The 14,856-nt window shown below is 65.7% G+C and carries 15 protein-coding genes and 1 pseudogene; 6 read left to right on the top strand and 10 right to left on the bottom strand.

Annotated features, from left to right (window positions below; genetic code table 11):
* Nucleotides 1-77 precede the first annotated feature (77 nt).
* Nucleotides 78-566 (top strand): large conductance mechanosensitive channel protein MscL, encoded by a 489-nt coding sequence (mscL, locus tag K1X41_RS03060; protein WP_132205138.1) that lies wholly within the window; start codon nt 78-80, stop codon nt 564-566.
* Nucleotides 567-634: 68 nt separating this feature from the next.
* On the opposite strand, the gene K1X41_RS03065 is transcribed toward mscL, so the two are convergent.
* Both K1X41_RS03065 and K1X41_RS03070 read right to left on the bottom strand, forming a co-directional pair.
* A complete protein-coding gene (locus K1X41_RS03065) occupies nt 635-2,041 on the bottom strand; it encodes a dipeptidase (protein WP_220175287.1) in 1,407 nt (468 codons plus the stop codon).
* Nucleotides 2,042-2,095: 54 nt separating this feature from the next.
* The gene (locus tag K1X41_RS03070) at nt 2,096-2,737 is read right to left on the bottom strand and encodes an SOS response-associated peptidase family protein (protein WP_133617869.1); all 642 of its coding nucleotides are present in this window, start codon (nt 2,735-2,737) and stop codon (nt 2,096-2,098) included.
* Nucleotides 2,738-2,777: 40 nt separating this feature from the next.
* Between K1X41_RS03070 and K1X41_RS03075 the strand changes: the two genes are divergently transcribed.
* Nucleotides 2,778-3,221: a YdeI/OmpD-associated family protein gene (locus tag K1X41_RS03075; RefSeq protein ID WP_220175288.1), complete on the top strand. Its 444-nt coding sequence runs from the start codon at nt 2,778-2,780 to the stop codon at nt 3,219-3,221.
* Between the two features lie 229 nt (nt 3,222-3,450).
* Here K1X41_RS03075 and K1X41_RS03080 read toward each other — a convergent pair whose 3' ends face one another.
* A complete protein-coding gene (locus K1X41_RS03080) occupies nt 3,451-4,278 on the bottom strand; it encodes an ABC transporter ATP-binding protein (protein WP_220175289.1) in 828 nt (275 codons plus the stop codon).
* Nucleotides 4,275-4,943 (bottom strand): FadR/GntR family transcriptional regulator, encoded by a 669-nt coding sequence (locus K1X41_RS03085; protein WP_132205128.1) that lies wholly within the window; start codon nt 4,941-4,943, stop codon nt 4,275-4,277. Before K1X41_RS03085 ends, K1X41_RS03080 begins: the two co-directional genes overlap by 4 nt.
* 346 nt (nt 4,944-5,289) lie before the next feature.
* Between K1X41_RS03085 and K1X41_RS03090 the strand changes: the two genes are divergently transcribed.
* The 3 genes and pseudogenes from K1X41_RS03090 to K1X41_RS03100 all read left to right on the top strand — a co-directional run bounded on the left by K1X41_RS03090 (nt 5,290) and on the right by K1X41_RS03100 (nt 9,549).
* Entirely contained in the window at nt 5,290-7,083 is a 1,794-nt protein-coding gene (locus K1X41_RS03090) for a 2-isopropylmalate synthase (RefSeq protein ID WP_243736153.1), read from the top strand.
* A gap of 156 nt (nt 7,084-7,239) precedes the next feature.
* Nucleotides 7,240-8,912, top strand: a pseudogene (locus K1X41_RS03095) (ATP-binding cassette domain-containing protein).
* Between the two features lie 4 nt (nt 8,913-8,916).
* Nucleotides 8,917-9,549 (top strand): TetR/AcrR family transcriptional regulator, encoded by a 633-nt coding sequence (locus K1X41_RS03100; RefSeq protein WP_220175291.1) that lies wholly within the window; start codon nt 8,917-8,919, stop codon nt 9,547-9,549.
* Between the two features lie 33 nt (nt 9,550-9,582).
* Here K1X41_RS03100 and K1X41_RS03105 read toward each other — a convergent pair whose 3' ends face one another.
* Nucleotides 9,583-9,945, bottom strand: coding sequence for an META domain-containing protein (locus K1X41_RS03105; protein WP_220175292.1), 363 nt, complete (start codon nt 9,943-9,945; stop codon nt 9,583-9,585).
* 134 nt (nt 9,946-10,079) lie between these two features.
* Between K1X41_RS03105 and K1X41_RS03110 the strand changes: the two genes are divergently transcribed.
* Nucleotides 10,080-10,535, top strand: a complete 456-nt coding sequence (locus tag K1X41_RS03110) for a VOC family protein (RefSeq protein ID WP_133617877.1) — start codon at nt 10,080-10,082, stop codon at nt 10,533-10,535.
* A 113-nt stretch (nt 10,536-10,648) separates the two neighbouring features.
* Here K1X41_RS03110 and K1X41_RS03115 read toward each other — a convergent pair whose 3' ends face one another.
* The 5 genes from K1X41_RS03115 to phnD form a co-directional block, all read right to left on the bottom strand.
* The gene (locus K1X41_RS03115; RefSeq protein WP_258566619.1) at nt 10,649-11,200 is read right to left on the bottom strand and encodes a TetR-like C-terminal domain-containing protein; all 552 of its coding nucleotides are present in this window, start codon (nt 11,198-11,200) and stop codon (nt 10,649-10,651) included.
* A 135-nt stretch (nt 11,201-11,335) separates the two neighbouring features.
* Complete coding sequence (locus K1X41_RS03120; RefSeq protein WP_220175293.1) at nt 11,336-12,106, bottom strand: tyrosine-protein phosphatase; 771 nt, start codon at nt 12,104-12,106, stop codon at nt 11,336-11,338.
* Entirely contained in the window at nt 12,103-12,951 is an 849-nt protein-coding gene (phnE, locus tag K1X41_RS03125) for a phosphonate ABC transporter, permease protein PhnE (protein WP_132205114.1), read from the bottom strand. Before phnE ends, K1X41_RS03120 begins: the two co-directional genes overlap by 4 nt.
* Nucleotides 12,932-13,768, bottom strand: coding sequence for a phosphonate ABC transporter ATP-binding protein (locus K1X41_RS03130; protein WP_258566620.1), 837 nt, complete (start codon nt 13,766-13,768; stop codon nt 12,932-12,934). Before K1X41_RS03130 ends, phnE begins: the two co-directional genes overlap by 20 nt.
* Nucleotides 13,765-14,682 carry a phosphate/phosphite/phosphonate ABC transporter substrate-binding protein gene (gene phnD / locus K1X41_RS03135; RefSeq protein ID WP_220175294.1) on the bottom strand — a complete coding sequence of 306 codons (918 nt, stop codon included), beginning with the start codon at nt 14,680-14,682 and terminating at the stop codon, nt 13,765-13,767. The genes K1X41_RS03130 and phnD overlap by 4 nt, the downstream gene beginning before the upstream one ends.
* Between the last annotated feature and the right edge of the window lie 174 nt (nt 14,683-14,856).

Below are 14,856 nucleotides of genomic sequence, written 5' to 3' on the forward strand. Positions count from 1 at the left end.
TTTTTCCTCGGTGCACTACGCGTTTTCCCACAGCGCCCGCTAACGTTGGAGCAGGTACTCAGAGGGAGGGAATACGTATGTTCAAGGGGTTCAAGGAGTTTCTACTCCGCGGCAACGTCGTCGATTTGGCCGTCGCTGTGGTCATCGGTGCTGCGTTCAACGCCGTAGTGCAGAAGGTCGTCGACTCACTCATCAATCCGATCATCGGAATGGTGTTCAAGGCGGATTCACTCGATAAGGCGCTCATGGTTGGCCTGCCGAACGGCGGCGCGATTGAGTTCGGCGCGCTCATCGGTGCGGTCATCAACTTCCTCATCGTCGCCGCTGTGGTGTACTTCGTGTTCGTGCTGCCAATGAACAAGCTGCGCGAAGCTTCGACGAAGATCGCTGGTGAAGCTGAGCGCGAGCCAGAAGTCGAGACTGAGCAGGAGTTGCTGTCCGAGATCCGAGATCTGCTTCGAGCTCAGGCTCAAGCTGCTCCGGCCGCCGCCGCGCTGCCTGCACCGGCCGCAGCAACGCCGGATGCCACCCCGGGTACGGAGACGCCTGGAGCGCACCGCCACTAGGGTTCCGCTCGACTGACGGAGGCCCCGGACACGTGCGTGTTCGGGGCCTCCGTCAGTCTGTCTCCGCGCTACGCGCCGCGGGCGTTCAGCCGCGCGAGAAACAGGGCCTCGGTCAGCAGCGACTTACGGAACGACGCGATATGCAGCGATTCATTCGGACTGTGCGCTCGCCCGTCAGGGTCTTCCACCCCGGTGACGAGGATCTGCGCGCCAGGGAACTCCTCAACGAGTTCCGCAATGAACGGGATCGACCCGCCAACGCCGATATCGACAGGATCGCGCTCCCACGCGTCTGCCATAGCGCCTCGCACCTCCGTGACCGCCCAACCGCTCGTGTCAACGAGAAACGCCTGCCCGAAATCGGGATCCTCGAAGGTGAGGCGTGCGCCGAACGGGGCGTGCGCCGAGAGGTGCGCTGAGATCGCCTCATACGCTGCCGCAGGATCCTGGCCTGGCGCGATCCGCGCGCTCACGCGCACCCGGATCCCCGGGATCAGCGTGTTCGACGCGTTGGCGACGTCAGGAGCATCAATCCCAGTCACAGTGATCGCGGGCTGCGCCCAGAGCCGCGACAGGATCGCACCGCGACCAATCGGGCTCACGCCATCGAGGAGTCCGGCCTCTTCGCGAAGTCTCGCCTCTCCATATTCCGGCAGCTCAAGCTCAGCGGTGATGAGTCCTGGCACGGCCACGGCGCCTTCGGCGTCCCACAGCGCGTTGAGTGTGCGGATCCCCGCCAGCATCCCGTCAGGCACCGCACCTCCGAACATCCCGGAGTGCGAGGCATGGTCAAGCGTGTCGACGCGCAGGTTGAATGCCACGGCTCCGCGCAGTGCAACGGTGAGCGCTGGGGTGTGCTCATCCCAATTGCTTGAGTCCGCAACGATGATCGCGTCAGCGGCAAGCAGATCGCGGTTCTCACGCAGGAAGTTCCCGAATGACTGCGAGGCCCACTCTTCTTCTCCCTCAATGAACAGGGCGATGCCGAGATCGAGCTCATTCCCCTCCTGCTCAGCGGCAGCGGCGAATGCACGTATGGCGCCCAGGTGGGCCATGACGCCTGCTTTATCGTCGGCCGCACCGCGGCCGTAGAGCCGGCCATTGCGCTCGGTCGGTTCGAATGGCGGAGTATCCCAGTCCTCATCCTTGCCTGGCGGCTGCACGTCGTGGTGGGCGTAGAGCAGCACGGTGGGGCGACCGTTGCGTGGTTCACGTCGAGCGACCACTGCTGGTTGCCCGAGTGCGGTGTCGCCCTCAATGGGGGCGCGCCTGACGTCAACGACATCGAACACGCCGGTCTCACGCAACAGCGCCGCGATGGCTTCGGCGCTGTGAGCGACGTGCGCTGCATCAAACGCGGGCCAGGACACCGATGGGATACGCACCAATTCCTGGAGGTCCTCCATCGTGCGCGCGAACTGCGCATCGACGGCGGCACGGATCCCCGTCTCGATGGCTGTCTGATCCTGACTCATAAGCGTCGTTCCTCCCTCGTCGCGGTGCACCGCGACCCTCTGGTGTACGTGATTTCAGCCTATCGCCGTCGTGGCGTCGATCGACGTGACGGTGCGTGCAAGCGGCTCGGACGCGATGACCACGGTCGCCACCAGCTCGGCGTCGCCCGCACGTTGCGGGTCGAGCCACTCAGCGTGCGATTCACGCGCCAAGATGAGCGGCATCCTGGGGTGCACGGCGCTGGCCCCTGCGCCCACCGCGTCCCGCGTAACCATCGCGTAGCTCAGCATGGTGCTGCCGTCCGGCAACGGCACCGGATTTACCACCGCGGCGATCCCGAAGAGTTCGTCTCCTGGCAGCGCGAAGGTCTGCCCTTTCTCGATGTACCACTGCGCCGGGATAATCGCGCGTCGCTGCAGCGGATCTCGCCACTTCGTGGTGAGGGTGTCGGATCGGGCGTTGAACGCAGCGAACTTTGCCGGCGCACCACCGATGTGGATCCACCACCAGGCGAGGTCGACTCGCGGCGCACCGAATCCGGCGTGAATGAGCGGGTTCAGATTTCGTGCGTTGCGTCCGGTGATCCGGGCGGTATTGCGCTGCTCACGCGCCCACTTCGCGATCAGTTCGCGACTCTCCGGTTCATGCATCGGCGGCAGATCGAACGTCAGTTCCAGGTCGTGCGGCCCACCCCCGAGCCCGTAGCTAGCGCACATGCTCACACTGTAGTCCGCCGCGCAGGCGTACGATACCGGCATGGCACTCACGATTGAGACGACGCTCGCGCCCCAGGGACCCGCCACGGCAATTCTGCTCACCGATCCGAAGGTGGGTGAGCTGGGTGGCGGGCCCCGTGCAGCGGTGCTCGTGACAGTGGCGGGACGCACAGAACGCCTTCGGCTTGCACGGATGGGCGGGCTCAACTGCATCGGCCTTTCGAAGGCCGTGCGTGCCGCCTTCAACGTCGAAATCGGTGACACGATCACTGCCGAGATCGCACTCGACACCGCGGAACGCACCGTCGACGTCCCCACGGACCTTGCCGCAGCGCTGGACTCCACACCGGGGCTGCGCGCGAAGTACGATGCGCTCTCCTACTCCAGGCGGAAGGAGCTCGCTCGCGCAGTTCACTCGGCGAAGCGTCCCGAGACGCGTGAACGAAGGATCGCGGCGGCCGTCGCAGAGGTGAGCGGAGCGTAGCGCGGAGCGTAGCGCGGAGCGTAGCGCGGAGCGTAGCGCGGAGCGTAGCGCGGAGCGTAGCGCGGAGCGTAGCGCGGAGCGTAGCGCGGAGCGTAGCGCGGAGCGTAGCGCGGAGCGTAGCGCGGAGCGTAGCGCGGAGCGTAGCGCGGAGCGTAGCGCGGAGCGTAGCGCGGAGCCCGCACACCGCTGCGATTCGCAGGAGCGGCTGCGACGGGGAAGCAGCTGCGCTTTAGGCTACCGCGGCACCGCTTCGCCCGGCACGCGCCGACCAGCGCCCGTCCTCACGCGCGACCCGGATCGGGTGCTCGAACGCGTGCGAGATCACCTCAGTCGTCACGACGTCGTCCACAGACCCCGCGGCCACGATGCCTCCGTGCGCGATCACCACGGCATGAGTGGTGCTTTCCGGGAGCTCTTCGAGGTGATGCGTGACCAAAATCGTGGTGAGCTCCGGCGCAGACCCCGCAAGTGCATCCACGGTTTCGAGGAACTGTTCTCGAGCAGCAACATCGAGGCCTGTGGTGGGCTCATCGAGCAGGAGCAGTTGCGGCTCGGCAACGAGCGCACGGGCAATCAATGCTCGGCCGCGCTCGCCCTGCGACACCGTGGTCCAGCGTGCGTTGCGGCGGTGCGCGAGACCGACCTGTGCAATCGCGGCGTCGGCCGCGGCAATCTCTGCGCCGCTCGGCTCCCATCGCAGAGCGATTTCGATCGTCGCGGTGATTCCGGTGAGCACCACCTCATGCAGCGTCAGCGGTGAGTCGAGCGGGTGGCGCGGATTGACGTGACCGATTTCATGGCGAAGCGCCTGCATATCGACGCGTCCGAGCGTATGCCCGAGCACACGAGCTGTTCCGGTGCTCGGGTGCGAGAGTGCACCGCAGAATCCGAGGATGGTGCTCTTGCCAGCTCCGTTCGGTCCGAGCAACGCCCAGCGCTCCCCCGCATGTACCGTGAGCGTAATGTCGCGCAGAATGTCAGCGCCGTTGCGGCGAAATCCCACGTCGATGAGTTCGATGACGGGTGGAGACGGTGCAGGAACGGCGGCGGTGTTCATGCGAGAGCCTCCTTGAGCGATCGCAGGTGATTCCGGCTCAGTGCGGCAGCGCCGTCCGAGTCCCGCTCGATGATTGCGGTGGCGAGGTCTTCGTGGGCCGCGTGATCGGCTGCGCTGCCGAAATCGACACGGATCCGGAGCATCTCGATCATGGCCTGCCGCACTCGCGGAGTACAACCATCGAAGAGGTCGAGCAGGATCGGGTTGTGCGCTGCGGCGACGATGCTGCGGTGCAGCGCGGTGTCCGCGTCAACGTGTGCTGCCAGATCGGTGCGATGCTCTGCACGGTGCGCAAGAGCGCGGCGGATAGCGCGCACGTCAGTTGGCGTGCGACGCTCGGCCGCGAGTGTTGCAGCCTCGGTCTCGATCGCCGCGCGGGCCTCGATCACCGACACAATGTCCGAGCGGAGCAACACGGAATCCCAGTCTTCACGGACGTTGAGGGCCGTGACAAACACCCCGGAACCCTGCCGCGAAGCCAGCACCCCGCGGCCGGCCAGCTGGCGGATCGCTTCGCGCACTGTGGAGCGTCCGACTCCCAGCTGCGGCGCGAGCGTCGTCTCCCCCGGCAGTTTCTCACCGAGCTGCCACTCGCCCTCGCGGATGCGCTTCAGCAGATGCTCGGCGGCCTGATCCGCGAGTGGTGCGCGGCGCAGTTCAGTCATGACTCCTCCTCAGATGTGCACTCCAGAAACCGTATCACTCCTCAACTTGTCTGAGGAGTTGTGCTACGGTTTCTCCATGCGAACGCGCACTCTCCTCCTTCTTCGCCACGACGGGGCCTGACCGACCGGCTCCCCGTCGTGGTGTCGAGCACGCCGGTCACCCAAGACCAGCACCCAGGAGCAGACCATGAACTTCGCACCACAGGCAGCACAGGCAGCACAGGCACCACAGTCACGGGAGACACCGCACGCTTCCCATGCAGCCACGACGTTCCCCGGAATCACCACACCGGCAGGACCTGTGCCGCCCCACTCACCATTTTGGAACCAGCAGCGTCCGTCCGTGATGCCCTCGCACCGCTACCGCGATGCCTACTCACGTGTGGAAATCCCGCTCACAGAGCGCAGCTGGCCCAGCAACACACTCGTTGCTGCGCCACTCTGGGTCCCGGTTGATCTGCGGGACGGCAACCAGGCACTCGCTGAGCCAATGGATCCCGCTCGAAAGCGCCGCTTCTTCGAGCTCATGGTCGCAATGGGATATACCGAGATCGAAGTGGGCTATCCCTCAGCCTCACAGACCGACTACGACTTTGTGCGCCTGATCGCGGACACGGATATCGCACCGGAGCATGTCACGATCGTGGTGTTCACGCCGGCACGACGTGACCTTATCGAGCGGACCGTTGAGTCGGTGCGCGGGATCCGGAACCCCGTGGTCATCCACATGTACACGGCAACGGCTCCCACCTGGCGCGACACGGTACTGGGGAAGGACCGGGACGTGCTCACCGAATTGATCCTCGCCGGAGGCCGTGACGTGCGGGAATTCGCGGGCGATGCGCCGAACATGCGCTTCGAGTTTTCACCGGAGGTCTTCAACCTCACGGAGCCCGACTACGCGCTGGAGGTGTGCGATGCGATGACGACGCTGTGGGACGCGACTCCCGAGCGCCCCGTGATCTTGAACCTGCCCGCCACTGTGGAGATTGCGACGCCGAACGTCTACGCCGATCAAATCGAGTACATGCACCGCAACCTGGCGCGGCGCGACAGTGTCATCCTTTCAGTGCACCCGCACAACGATCGCGGGACCGGGATCGCCTGTGCTGAACTCGCCGTGCTGGCAGGGGCTCAGCGAGTAGAAGGCTGCATTTTCGGCAATGGGGAACGCACCGGCAACGTCGACATCGCGACGCTCGCACTGAACCTCCACGCTCAGGGTATTGACCCCATGATCGACTTCTCGGACATTGATGAGATCCGTCGCACCGTCGAACACGCGAACCGGATCGAAATCCACCCCAGGCACCCCTACGTTGGGGATCTCGTTCACACGGCATTCAGCGGCACCCACCAGGATGCGATCAAGAAGGGCTTCGCCGAGCACCGCTCCCGCGCCGAGTCCACCGGCGTCAGCGAGAGTGAACTCGAGTGGCGCGTCCCCTACCTGCCCATCGATCCGGCAGATATTGGGCGGAGCTACGACGCGGTCATTCGGGTGAATTCGCAGTCAGGCAAAGGGGGCATCGCCTACCTGCTGGAAACGGAATACGGGATCGAGCTCCCGCGCCGATTCCAGATCGAGTTTGCCAGGCGGGTGCAAACGCACACGGATGAGCACGGTGCCGAGGTGGACGCTGCTGAGTTGCTCGCGATCTTGGGGCGGGAGTATCTCGATGCTGGTGTGAGTGGCGCAGATCAGAGCAGCAGCAATCCCGCCGGCGGCGAGCGGGAGGGCGCACGCGGGGACCGGATTGCCCTCACCAGCCACGAAACGACGTCCGACCCCAGCGGCACCTGCACCCGCGTCACGCTGAGTGTCGACGGGCTCTCCAGCACTCACGAACTGAGTGAGGGCGGACCAGTCGCGGCGCTTGCAGCGGTGCTGTCTCGGCGCAGCGTAGGGATCGAAGTCCTGAGCCTGCACCAGACGAGCGTCGGCACGGGGGCCGACAGCGCGGCACTGACCCTGCTCGAGTACCGTGGCGCCGATGGGGCTCCGCAGTGGGCCGCCGGATCCTCGCCATCAGTGTTGGGCGCCAGCCTCTCCGCCGTGGTTCGCGCAGCGAACCGCGTGTACGGGGTGGCTGACCGCGAGAGGGGTGAGTCCCCGCTGCAAGCGATGAGTGCGGTGTGATGCAGAGCGGCCGGTCCGGGGAGACAGACACGACGATCCAGGGTGTGTGGCTCCCCGGCCGATCGCTGCGTGCGCCGCTCCGGCCGCACCGCTTCGCCACCGCGCACGTTTGCGGCCCTCATTCCACTGCTATCACAGCTGTGATAATTTCGGGAGATGGCCCACCTCGATCTCTCAGGCATCAGCTATACGCTCCCCGACGGCCGACCGCTGCTGAACGACGTTTCGCTGCGCGTCGGCGCTGGGGAACGCGTTGCACTGATCGGCGCCAATGGCGCGGGCAAGTCGACCCTCCTCAAGATCGCACTCGGCGAGCTCACTCCCGAGGAGGGCGCGGTCGCTCGCAGCGGCAGCGTCGGCGTGATGCGCCAGTTCATCACGGGAGACACCGTGCGCGGCCTCCTCCTCGGCACTTCGCCCCCGCCGTCCGCGCTGCAGCCGCGCGACTCAATGCGGCAGAGCAGGCCATGATCGCGGAGGGTACGGAAGCCAGGCAAATGGCGTTCGCCCGTGCGCTCACCGCGTGGGGCGAGGCCGGCGGCTACGACGCCGAGGTTTTCTGGGACGTGTGCACCACCTCTGCGCTGGGCCTCTCGTATGACCAAGCAGCCGAGCGGGCCCTTGAAACGCTGTCAGGAGGCGAACAAAAGCGGCTCGTGCTTGAAGCGCTCACCCGCGGTCCTGACGATCTCCTCATCCTCGACGAACCAGACAACTTCCTCGACGTCCCAGCGAAGCGTTGGCTCGAAGATCGACTCCGCGAGTCAGCGAAAAGCGTGCTATTCGTGAGCCACGACCGCGAACTCCTCGCACGTTCAGCCACGCAAATCGCAACGCTAGAGCTCGGCGCAGCCGGCAGCACAGCGTGGGTTCACGCTGGCAGCTTCCGCACGTACCATGCCGCCCGCGAGGCACGTTTCGCCAGGCTTGACGAGTTGCGCCGCCGCTGGGACGAGGATCACGTCAAACTGCGCGCCCTCGTGCAGATGTACAAAGACAAGGCAGCCTATAACTCTGACATGACCTCGCGCTACCGCGCCGCACAGACCCGCCTCGCCCGCTTCGAAGATGCGGGCCCGCCGCACGAGCAGCCCCGCGAGCAGAAACTTGAGATGCGGCTGCGGGGTGGCCGCACTGGCAAACGCGCGGTGGTGTGTGAGCAGCTTGAGCTGACGAACCTTATGTTCCCGTTCGATGCCGAGGCGTGGTACGGGGATCGCATCGCGGTGCTGGGCGCGAATGGATCAGGCAAGTCTCACTTCCTGCGCCTCCTCGCCGCCGGCGGCAGTGATCCCGACGTCGAACACGAGCCTGTGGGCGATCTCCCCATCGATCCCGTCGCACACGAGGGCACCGCCCGGCTCGGCGCGCGCGTACGACCCGGCTGGTTTGCGCAGACCCAACGTCGGCCGGATCTCTCCGGCCGCACCCTGCTTGAGATCCTGCACCGCGGGGACGAACACCGGGCAGGCAAAGCACGCGAGGAAGCCGCTAGGGCACTCGCCCGCTATGAACTTGCCCAGTCGTCCGAGCAAACGTTCGACTCGCTCTCCGGCGGACAGCAAGCGCGTTTCCAGATCCTGCTCCTTGAGCTCGGCGGGGCAACGCTGCTGCTGCTCGATGAGCCTACCGACCACCTGGATCTCGACTCCGCCGAGGCGTTGCAGCAGGCGCTCGCGGCGTTCGATGGCACCGTGCTCGCGGTAACTCACGACCGCTGGTTTGCGCGGGACTTCGACCGGTTCTGGGTGTTCGGAGAAGACGGCGAGGTCTACGAATCAGACACTGCGGTGTGGGATGAGGGGCGCGTGGTGCGGAAGCGCGGCTAGCATCATGGCCACCCGAGTGAACGCCGATGTGCAGCGAGCGCGGATTCTGGACGCTGCTCTGCGGCGCATCGCACACGGCGGAATCGCAGAATTGTCGCTGCGCAAAGTGGCAGGCGAATCCGGGATCAACGTCGGTTCCGTGCGGCACTACTTTGACGGCGCCGACGCGCTGCTCACCGCGGCGGCCGCGGAGGCGGCGAAGCGAATCGAGGCGCGGATCGATGGCAGCACCATCGAGCGGCTGCATGGCCTTCGTGGCGAGGCCGCCGTCGAGGCGTTGTTGGTACTGATTGAAGAGCTCCTCCCCGGTGATGAGCAGCGCAGGACCGAAACCATCGCGGTGCTCGAACTCGTCGTCGCCTCCCGAACCCGGGCGCCCTTCGCCGCGGCGGCAGCACAGATGGGGCGCGATCTGCGCGACACGCTTGCCGCAGCACTCCACGCCCTCGGTGCCGCGGACCCGACTGGTGATGCCCGGTTTCTTGCTTCACTCATCGCCGGGCTCACACTCGATGCCATCACGCCGCACGGTGACTTCGGCGACGCTGCCGGAGGAGCCCCCACTGAGACGAGCACCGCCCGTATTCGAGCGGTGCTGCGGCCGCAGCTGCGCCGGGTGCTGGGAGTCAGTCGCTGAATCACCTCGCCACCGCAGCCCACGCCACAGGCGCTACGCACGCCTCAGTGCGCCAATCTCCGCCCCCTCGGCATCGAACACCACGAGCGTGTCACCGTCCACGGTGGCGCTCGCAGCGGTGGAAAGCCAAGTATCGACGCCCTCGCACATTTTGCGTGTGGTGGCGAACTGTCCAAATGAGAACGTGTCCTCGGCGATCTCACCCGTGCCAACCATCGTGTTGCAGCCGTCAGATCCGGAGAACGTCCCGTCTGCAGTGATCTCGAGAGATGGAGGCTGATCCCCCGAACCTTCCCAGGTCCCGGAAAACGATGCTCCTGCCGCGCAGCCCGACAGCCCCAAGAGCGCGGCAGCGGCGATACTCGCAGTGGCGATGTACAACGGGGTGCGACGCATAGCGGCTCTTTTCTCTCAGCGTGGGAGCTCTTCTGTGAGCAGTGTATTCGAGCCGGCACGGCGCTGATGTGTGCTCGGCGCATCTGCGCACGCTCGACCTTCACCTTCGCCGCCTTCCAGCGTACGCTGAGGGCATGGCCCTGCACTGGAAACTCGTCGTCGACAGCACCGATCCGCACGCTCAGGCAGATTTCTGGGCCGCCGCTCTTGACTACCACGTCGAAGATCCGGGCGCGCTCGTGTCTGAACTGCTGCACCTCGGCCGCTTGCCTGAGGCCGATGCCGTCACACACCTTGGCACGCAGCGCTTCGCCGCCCTTGCCGCGGTGCGCCACCCCGACGATCCGTTCGATTCGCACTCGGGTGCTGGGCTTGGCCGACGGATCCTGTTCCAGCGCGTGCCCGAACACAAACAGGGGAAGAACCGGCTCCATATCGACGTCCATAATGGGGGCGGGGACCCTGACACCCTCGCAGCGAGACTTGAGGCCTTCGGCGCGACTCGCGTCGAGTTCATTGACGAGGGCCCCATCGGCCGGTGGTGGATCATGCAGGATCCCGAGGGCAATGAGTTCTGCGCGATCGGCTGAGACGGCAGGGGAACACCACCCGTCCTAGATCACTCGTCGGGTGAGCGCGTGTGGCTGAAGAGACGGGTGTCTGCAGCCACACGCGCTCACACCACCGGCATACCGGCTCGCACCTAGGCCAACATCCCTCGCCACACGAGCTCCAACGCCGTGCGCACCCGCTCCTGCACCTCCGGCTCCCTGAGACTCTCACCTCGCACCACGATCTGGTAGTACGCGACCCCCGCGATCGCATCGAACGCAGCTGCCGGATCGAGGTCGGTGCGCAGCTCACCCCGCGCCACCGCTGCGGCGAGCGCTCGCTCAAGCGGCACTCTGCGACGCGACACGTGCCCCTCCCAGTACGTGCGCTGCAACTCCCGATCCGCCATCACGAGCCTGATCCGCTGCCGCATGCGCGCCTCCACGGCACGATCTGAAGCGGTCAGGATCGGATCCCCGAACATCGACTCGACCACAAGCTCTCTGAGATTTCCCGTCTCCGGGAGATCTGGCGGCATCACGCGGCCAGTGTCGAGCGCGGCCGCGATCAGTGTGGCGAGCGAGGGCCAACGCCGGTAGAGCCCCGCACGGCTCACCCCGCTTTCCGCGAGCACCTTGGAGACCGTCACTTCCTCCTCTGCGTCGATCAGCGCGAGCGTTGCCGTTCGGAGGCGTTCGTCCAATTCCTCGTCGCGCGGGCGGCCTGGCCCCCTCGCGCGCTGTGAGGCTGCGGGAGCTGGGTTCGAGCCCTGATCCGGATGCTGCAGCAGATACGGTTCCGTGACTCGGTGCGAGCGGTGCAGCCAGTCCCGTGAGACTCATGCGCCGAGCGCCCGGTCCCGCAGCCGCGTGACCGTCGCGTCGGTGAGGCCCGCCGCGTAGAGCGGCGCGAGCGGGTCGGAGTGTTCAGCACGGAGCGCGGTGAGCAGCATTCGCATCGACTCTTCCATTCCGGCCTCGAGCAGGTCTCCCATCCCCTCCCTCCTGTCAGCCCCGGTCGGGTCGTAGCCCAGTTCGAGCGCTGCGAACATCTCGGCCATCACCGGCCTGGTCCGCGCGACGATCGCCGGCATATTCGGCCCGGTGCGCCCGTAGTCTGCAACGATTTCCTGGTCGGTAGCGCCGAGCGTGAGGAGGAGGACTGCGGCGAGCACACCCGTGCGGTCCCGCCCCGCGGAGCAGTGAAATGCTGTGCTGCCCTCCGCATCCGCAATCACAGTCAGCGCGGCTACGAGCTGCGAAGCCGCTTCGGAGACCATCGACGTGTACATCCTGCCCATGTGCTCGTGGTTGAGCGCCAGAGAGTCTTTCGGCATCGATGCACCGACGTGTGCGATCAGTGGGAGGTGGTGGTAACTCACCGGGTAGCCCGCCAGCGGGCCGCGGCCCGTGATTGCGGCCTCGGTGTCCGAGCGTAGGTCGATGACTGCGGTGAGTCCGTCACGAACGAGGGCCGCCGCCGCCGTCTCGGTGATCGTGGCGAGATCGTCTGCGCGAATCGCGATTCGCGGGCGCAGCCGTCCGCCCGTGATCGGGATGCCCCCGAGATCCCGCAGGTTGACGGGTGCACTGAGCGTGATGCTGGTCATGAGATTCTCCTTCGGATGAGGGCGCTGCCCTGGTCAATCGCGGTCACGAGCACGATGATGCAGATGATGATCGCGCTGAGGTGGCCGTAGTCGTACATTCGCATGGCGGTGGTGAGTTCCAGGCCGATACCGCCCGCTCCAACGAGGCCAAGGATCGTGGCACCACGAACGTTGCCCTCGAACAGCAGCAGCGTGTATGAGACGAGCAGCGGGGCCGCTTGCGGGAGCACGCCATACTGGATGACCTGGCGCGGGGAGGCACCCACTGCCTGCATCGCGACGATCGGGCCCTCGTCGACGGACTCCATGGCCTCCGCGAAGATTTTGCCGATCGACCCGAGGGAGCCGAGTGTCATGGCCAGGATGCCGGCGAATGGGCCCAGACCCACTGCCGAGACGAACATCAGGGCAAACACGAGATCCGGTACTGAGCGAATGATGTTCATCATCCAGCGAGCCGGGTAGTACAGCCAGCGCGGTGAGAGGTTCGATGCCGCTGCAAACGCCACGAAGAGCGACAGCGCGGCGCCGAGCACCGTACCGACCACGGCCATCTGGAACGTCTCGATGAGCAGCTCAACGATCGTGCCGAACTTCGAGAAGTCTGGTGGGAACAGTCGGGAGAGGAACTCTCCCATGTTCACGGCACCAGCCCCAAGTTTCGCGAAGTTGAACTGGGCACCCGTGAACGACCAGATCAGTAGCAGCACCGCGAGCGGGATGCCGAGCATGAACCTGGCCCGCGGTACCGTGAACGCTCGTTCCATGCGAGCGCGGTCAGCGGGGTCGAGCGCTGAACCAGTGCGTTCAGGAGCGTCCTGGCGGTTAGACGCTGAGGCGGACATGCGCGCTCCCAGGGTGGGGTGGTGAGGCGGGAGCGGAGTCGCGTGCGTCATCCGCATATAACCCGGCGAGATCAGCGGAGCAGAGGTGTGCGGTGCGTCCGGTGACCACGATCTCTCCGTGCCGCAGCCCGACAATCCGGTCGCTGTTCTCCAGCGCGAGTGGCAGCACATGCAGACTGACGAGCACGGGGATCCCGTCCTCTCGCGCGATCCCCCGCAGCAGTTCAAGCACAGTTCCCGCAAGCTTCGGATCGAGCGACGCCACCGGTTCATCCGCAAGAATGATGCTCGGCTGCTGCATCAGTGCCCGCGCGATCGCCACACGCTGCTGCTGCCCACCGCTGAGCGAACGGGCAGGCTCGTTGGCCTTGTGCGCGATCCCCACCCGATCGAGCAGCGAAAGCGCCTGTCGGCGGTGCGCACTCGAGAAACCGCCGACCAGGTTGATTGCGCCCGCTCCGTGCAGCGCACCGGTGAGCACGTTCGTGAGCACGCTCAAGCGTGGGATCAGGTTGAACTGCTGGAACACCTGACCGGTCTTTGAGCGCAGTGTGCGCATTTCCCCGCGCGCGAGGTTCGTGACGTCGTGTCCGGCCACCCGCACGGCGCCGGCTGAGATGGGAGCGAACCCGGTGAGACTCTTCATCAGCGTGGACTTCCCGGATCCAGAAGCCCCGAGCAGCGCGACAGTCTCGCCTGGGAACAGGTCGAGATCGACCCCGGCCAGTACGGCCCGTTCTTCGTAGGAGACGCGCAAGCCACGCACGGTGACGAGCGGCATCGCGGCGCGCAGCTCAGCTGTGGACGGGCCGCTCACGTGAGATCCTGGAGTTCAACACCCGCGACCGCAGCAATGTCAGCGAACGAGGAGAACACGTCCGGCTTGGGCGCGATCTCCACGTCGAGGCCGATAAACGATCCATATGCGGCGAGCGCCTGAGCGTTCTCCGGTGAGAAGACCTTCGGAATCGCCTCCTCCAGTTGCGAGCGCGTCCTCTCGTCGAGGGACTGGCGCGCAAGCACGGTGCCCATCACATCCATCGCTGGGCTCTCGCCGATGCCGCGCCACTCCCCCTCAGCGAAGGGGAACATTGGTGCGCCCATCTCGGTGAGCATGATCGCAGTGCAAGCCGCGTCAACCTGCCCCTGCGCCAACGCAGCGAAGCTCCCCTCGTGGCCGCCCGCAAAGACCGCCTCGTAGTCGGTGCCCTGTTCGAGACCGGCCTCGTGCAACATATACACGGGCATGAAGTAGCCGGAGCTTGACGCCTGATCGGCGAATGCGATCGTCTGCCCCGCGAGATCCTCGAGTTGCTGTACCGGCGAACCGTCGAGCACCACACACGTGGAGACTGGATCCGCGCTGCCCTTCCACGCGAGCAGGGCGTCCACCTCTCCAGTATTAACCGCCAGCGCGGAAGGGAAGCCACTCATAATCCCAATGTCAACGTGATCTGCGCGGATCGCTTCGACCACGCTCAGGTAGTCGGGCACATCAGTGACCTCGACGGTGCGGCCAGTCTCCTGTTCGAGCAGATCGACGAGCGCCTCGATCGGGTTCGCCTGAGTGGGATCGTCGGAGACGGGGAGCGTCGCGATCGTGATTGGGGCGTCTGCGTCCGAGGCCACCTCGGCGCCTGCCGAGCTGGTACCGGTACCCGACTGACACCCGGTGAGGGCGAGCGCGGCGAGACTGAGCACTGCAACCGCTGGGAGAGTGATGCGACGCATGAGAACCTTTCAAAGCTTGCTACGGGTGAGCTCGGGAATTTCGAGATCACCTGTATTCAAGCTCCGGAAGGTGTCCGGGAATTACGAGACCGGCGGACTCAGAATGGAACGCCGGGAGAACACTGCATGAACTGGGCGCCGGGGCGGGGCACACGCGTGCTGCGAGGCCCCGCC

Source organism: Leucobacter luti (assembly GCF_019464495.1).
GTDB lineage: Bacteria > Actinomycetota > Actinomycetes > Actinomycetales > Microbacteriaceae > Leucobacter > Leucobacter luti_A.

Bases quoted from the DNA above. Each gene is read 5' to 3' on its own strand.
- mscL (WP_132205138.1), top strand. From the start codon at position 78: ATGTTCAAGGGGTTCAAGGAGTTTCTACTCCGCGGCAACGTCGTCGAT.
- K1X41_RS03065 (WP_220175287.1), bottom strand. From the start codon at position 2,041: ATGAGTCAGGATCAGACAGCCATCGAGACGGGGATCCGTGCCGCCGTC.
- K1X41_RS03070 (WP_133617869.1), bottom strand. From the start codon at position 2,737: ATGTGCGCTAGCTACGGGCTCGGGGGTGGGCCGCACGACCTGGAACTG.
- K1X41_RS03075 (WP_220175288.1), top strand. From the start codon at position 2,778: ATGGCACTCACGATTGAGACGACGCTCGCGCCCCAGGGACCCGCCACG.
- K1X41_RS03080 (WP_220175289.1), bottom strand. From the start codon at position 4,278: ATGAACACCGCCGCCGTTCCTGCACCGTCTCCACCCGTCATCGAACTC.
- K1X41_RS03085 (WP_132205128.1), bottom strand. From the start codon at position 4,943: ATGACTGAACTGCGCCGCGCACCACTCGCGGATCAGGCCGCCGAGCAT.
- K1X41_RS03090 (WP_243736153.1), top strand. From the start codon at position 5,290: ATGCCCTCGCACCGCTACCGCGATGCCTACTCACGTGTGGAAATCCCG.
- K1X41_RS03100 (WP_220175291.1), top strand. From the start codon at position 8,917: ATGGCCACCCGAGTGAACGCCGATGTGCAGCGAGCGCGGATTCTGGAC.
- K1X41_RS03105 (WP_220175292.1), bottom strand. From the start codon at position 9,945: ATGCGTCGCACCCCGTTGTACATCGCCACTGCGAGTATCGCCGCTGCC.
- K1X41_RS03110 (WP_133617877.1), top strand. From the start codon at position 10,080: ATGGCCCTGCACTGGAAACTCGTCGTCGACAGCACCGATCCGCACGCT.
- K1X41_RS03120 (WP_220175293.1), bottom strand. From the start codon at position 12,106: ATGACCAGCATCACGCTCAGTGCACCCGTCAACCTGCGGGATCTCGGG.
- phnE (WP_132205114.1), bottom strand. From the start codon at position 12,951: ATGTCCGCCTCAGCGTCTAACCGCCAGGACGCTCCTGAACGCACTGGT.
- phnD (WP_220175294.1), bottom strand. From the start codon at position 14,682: ATGCGTCGCATCACTCTCCCAGCGGTTGCAGTGCTCAGTCTCGCCGCG.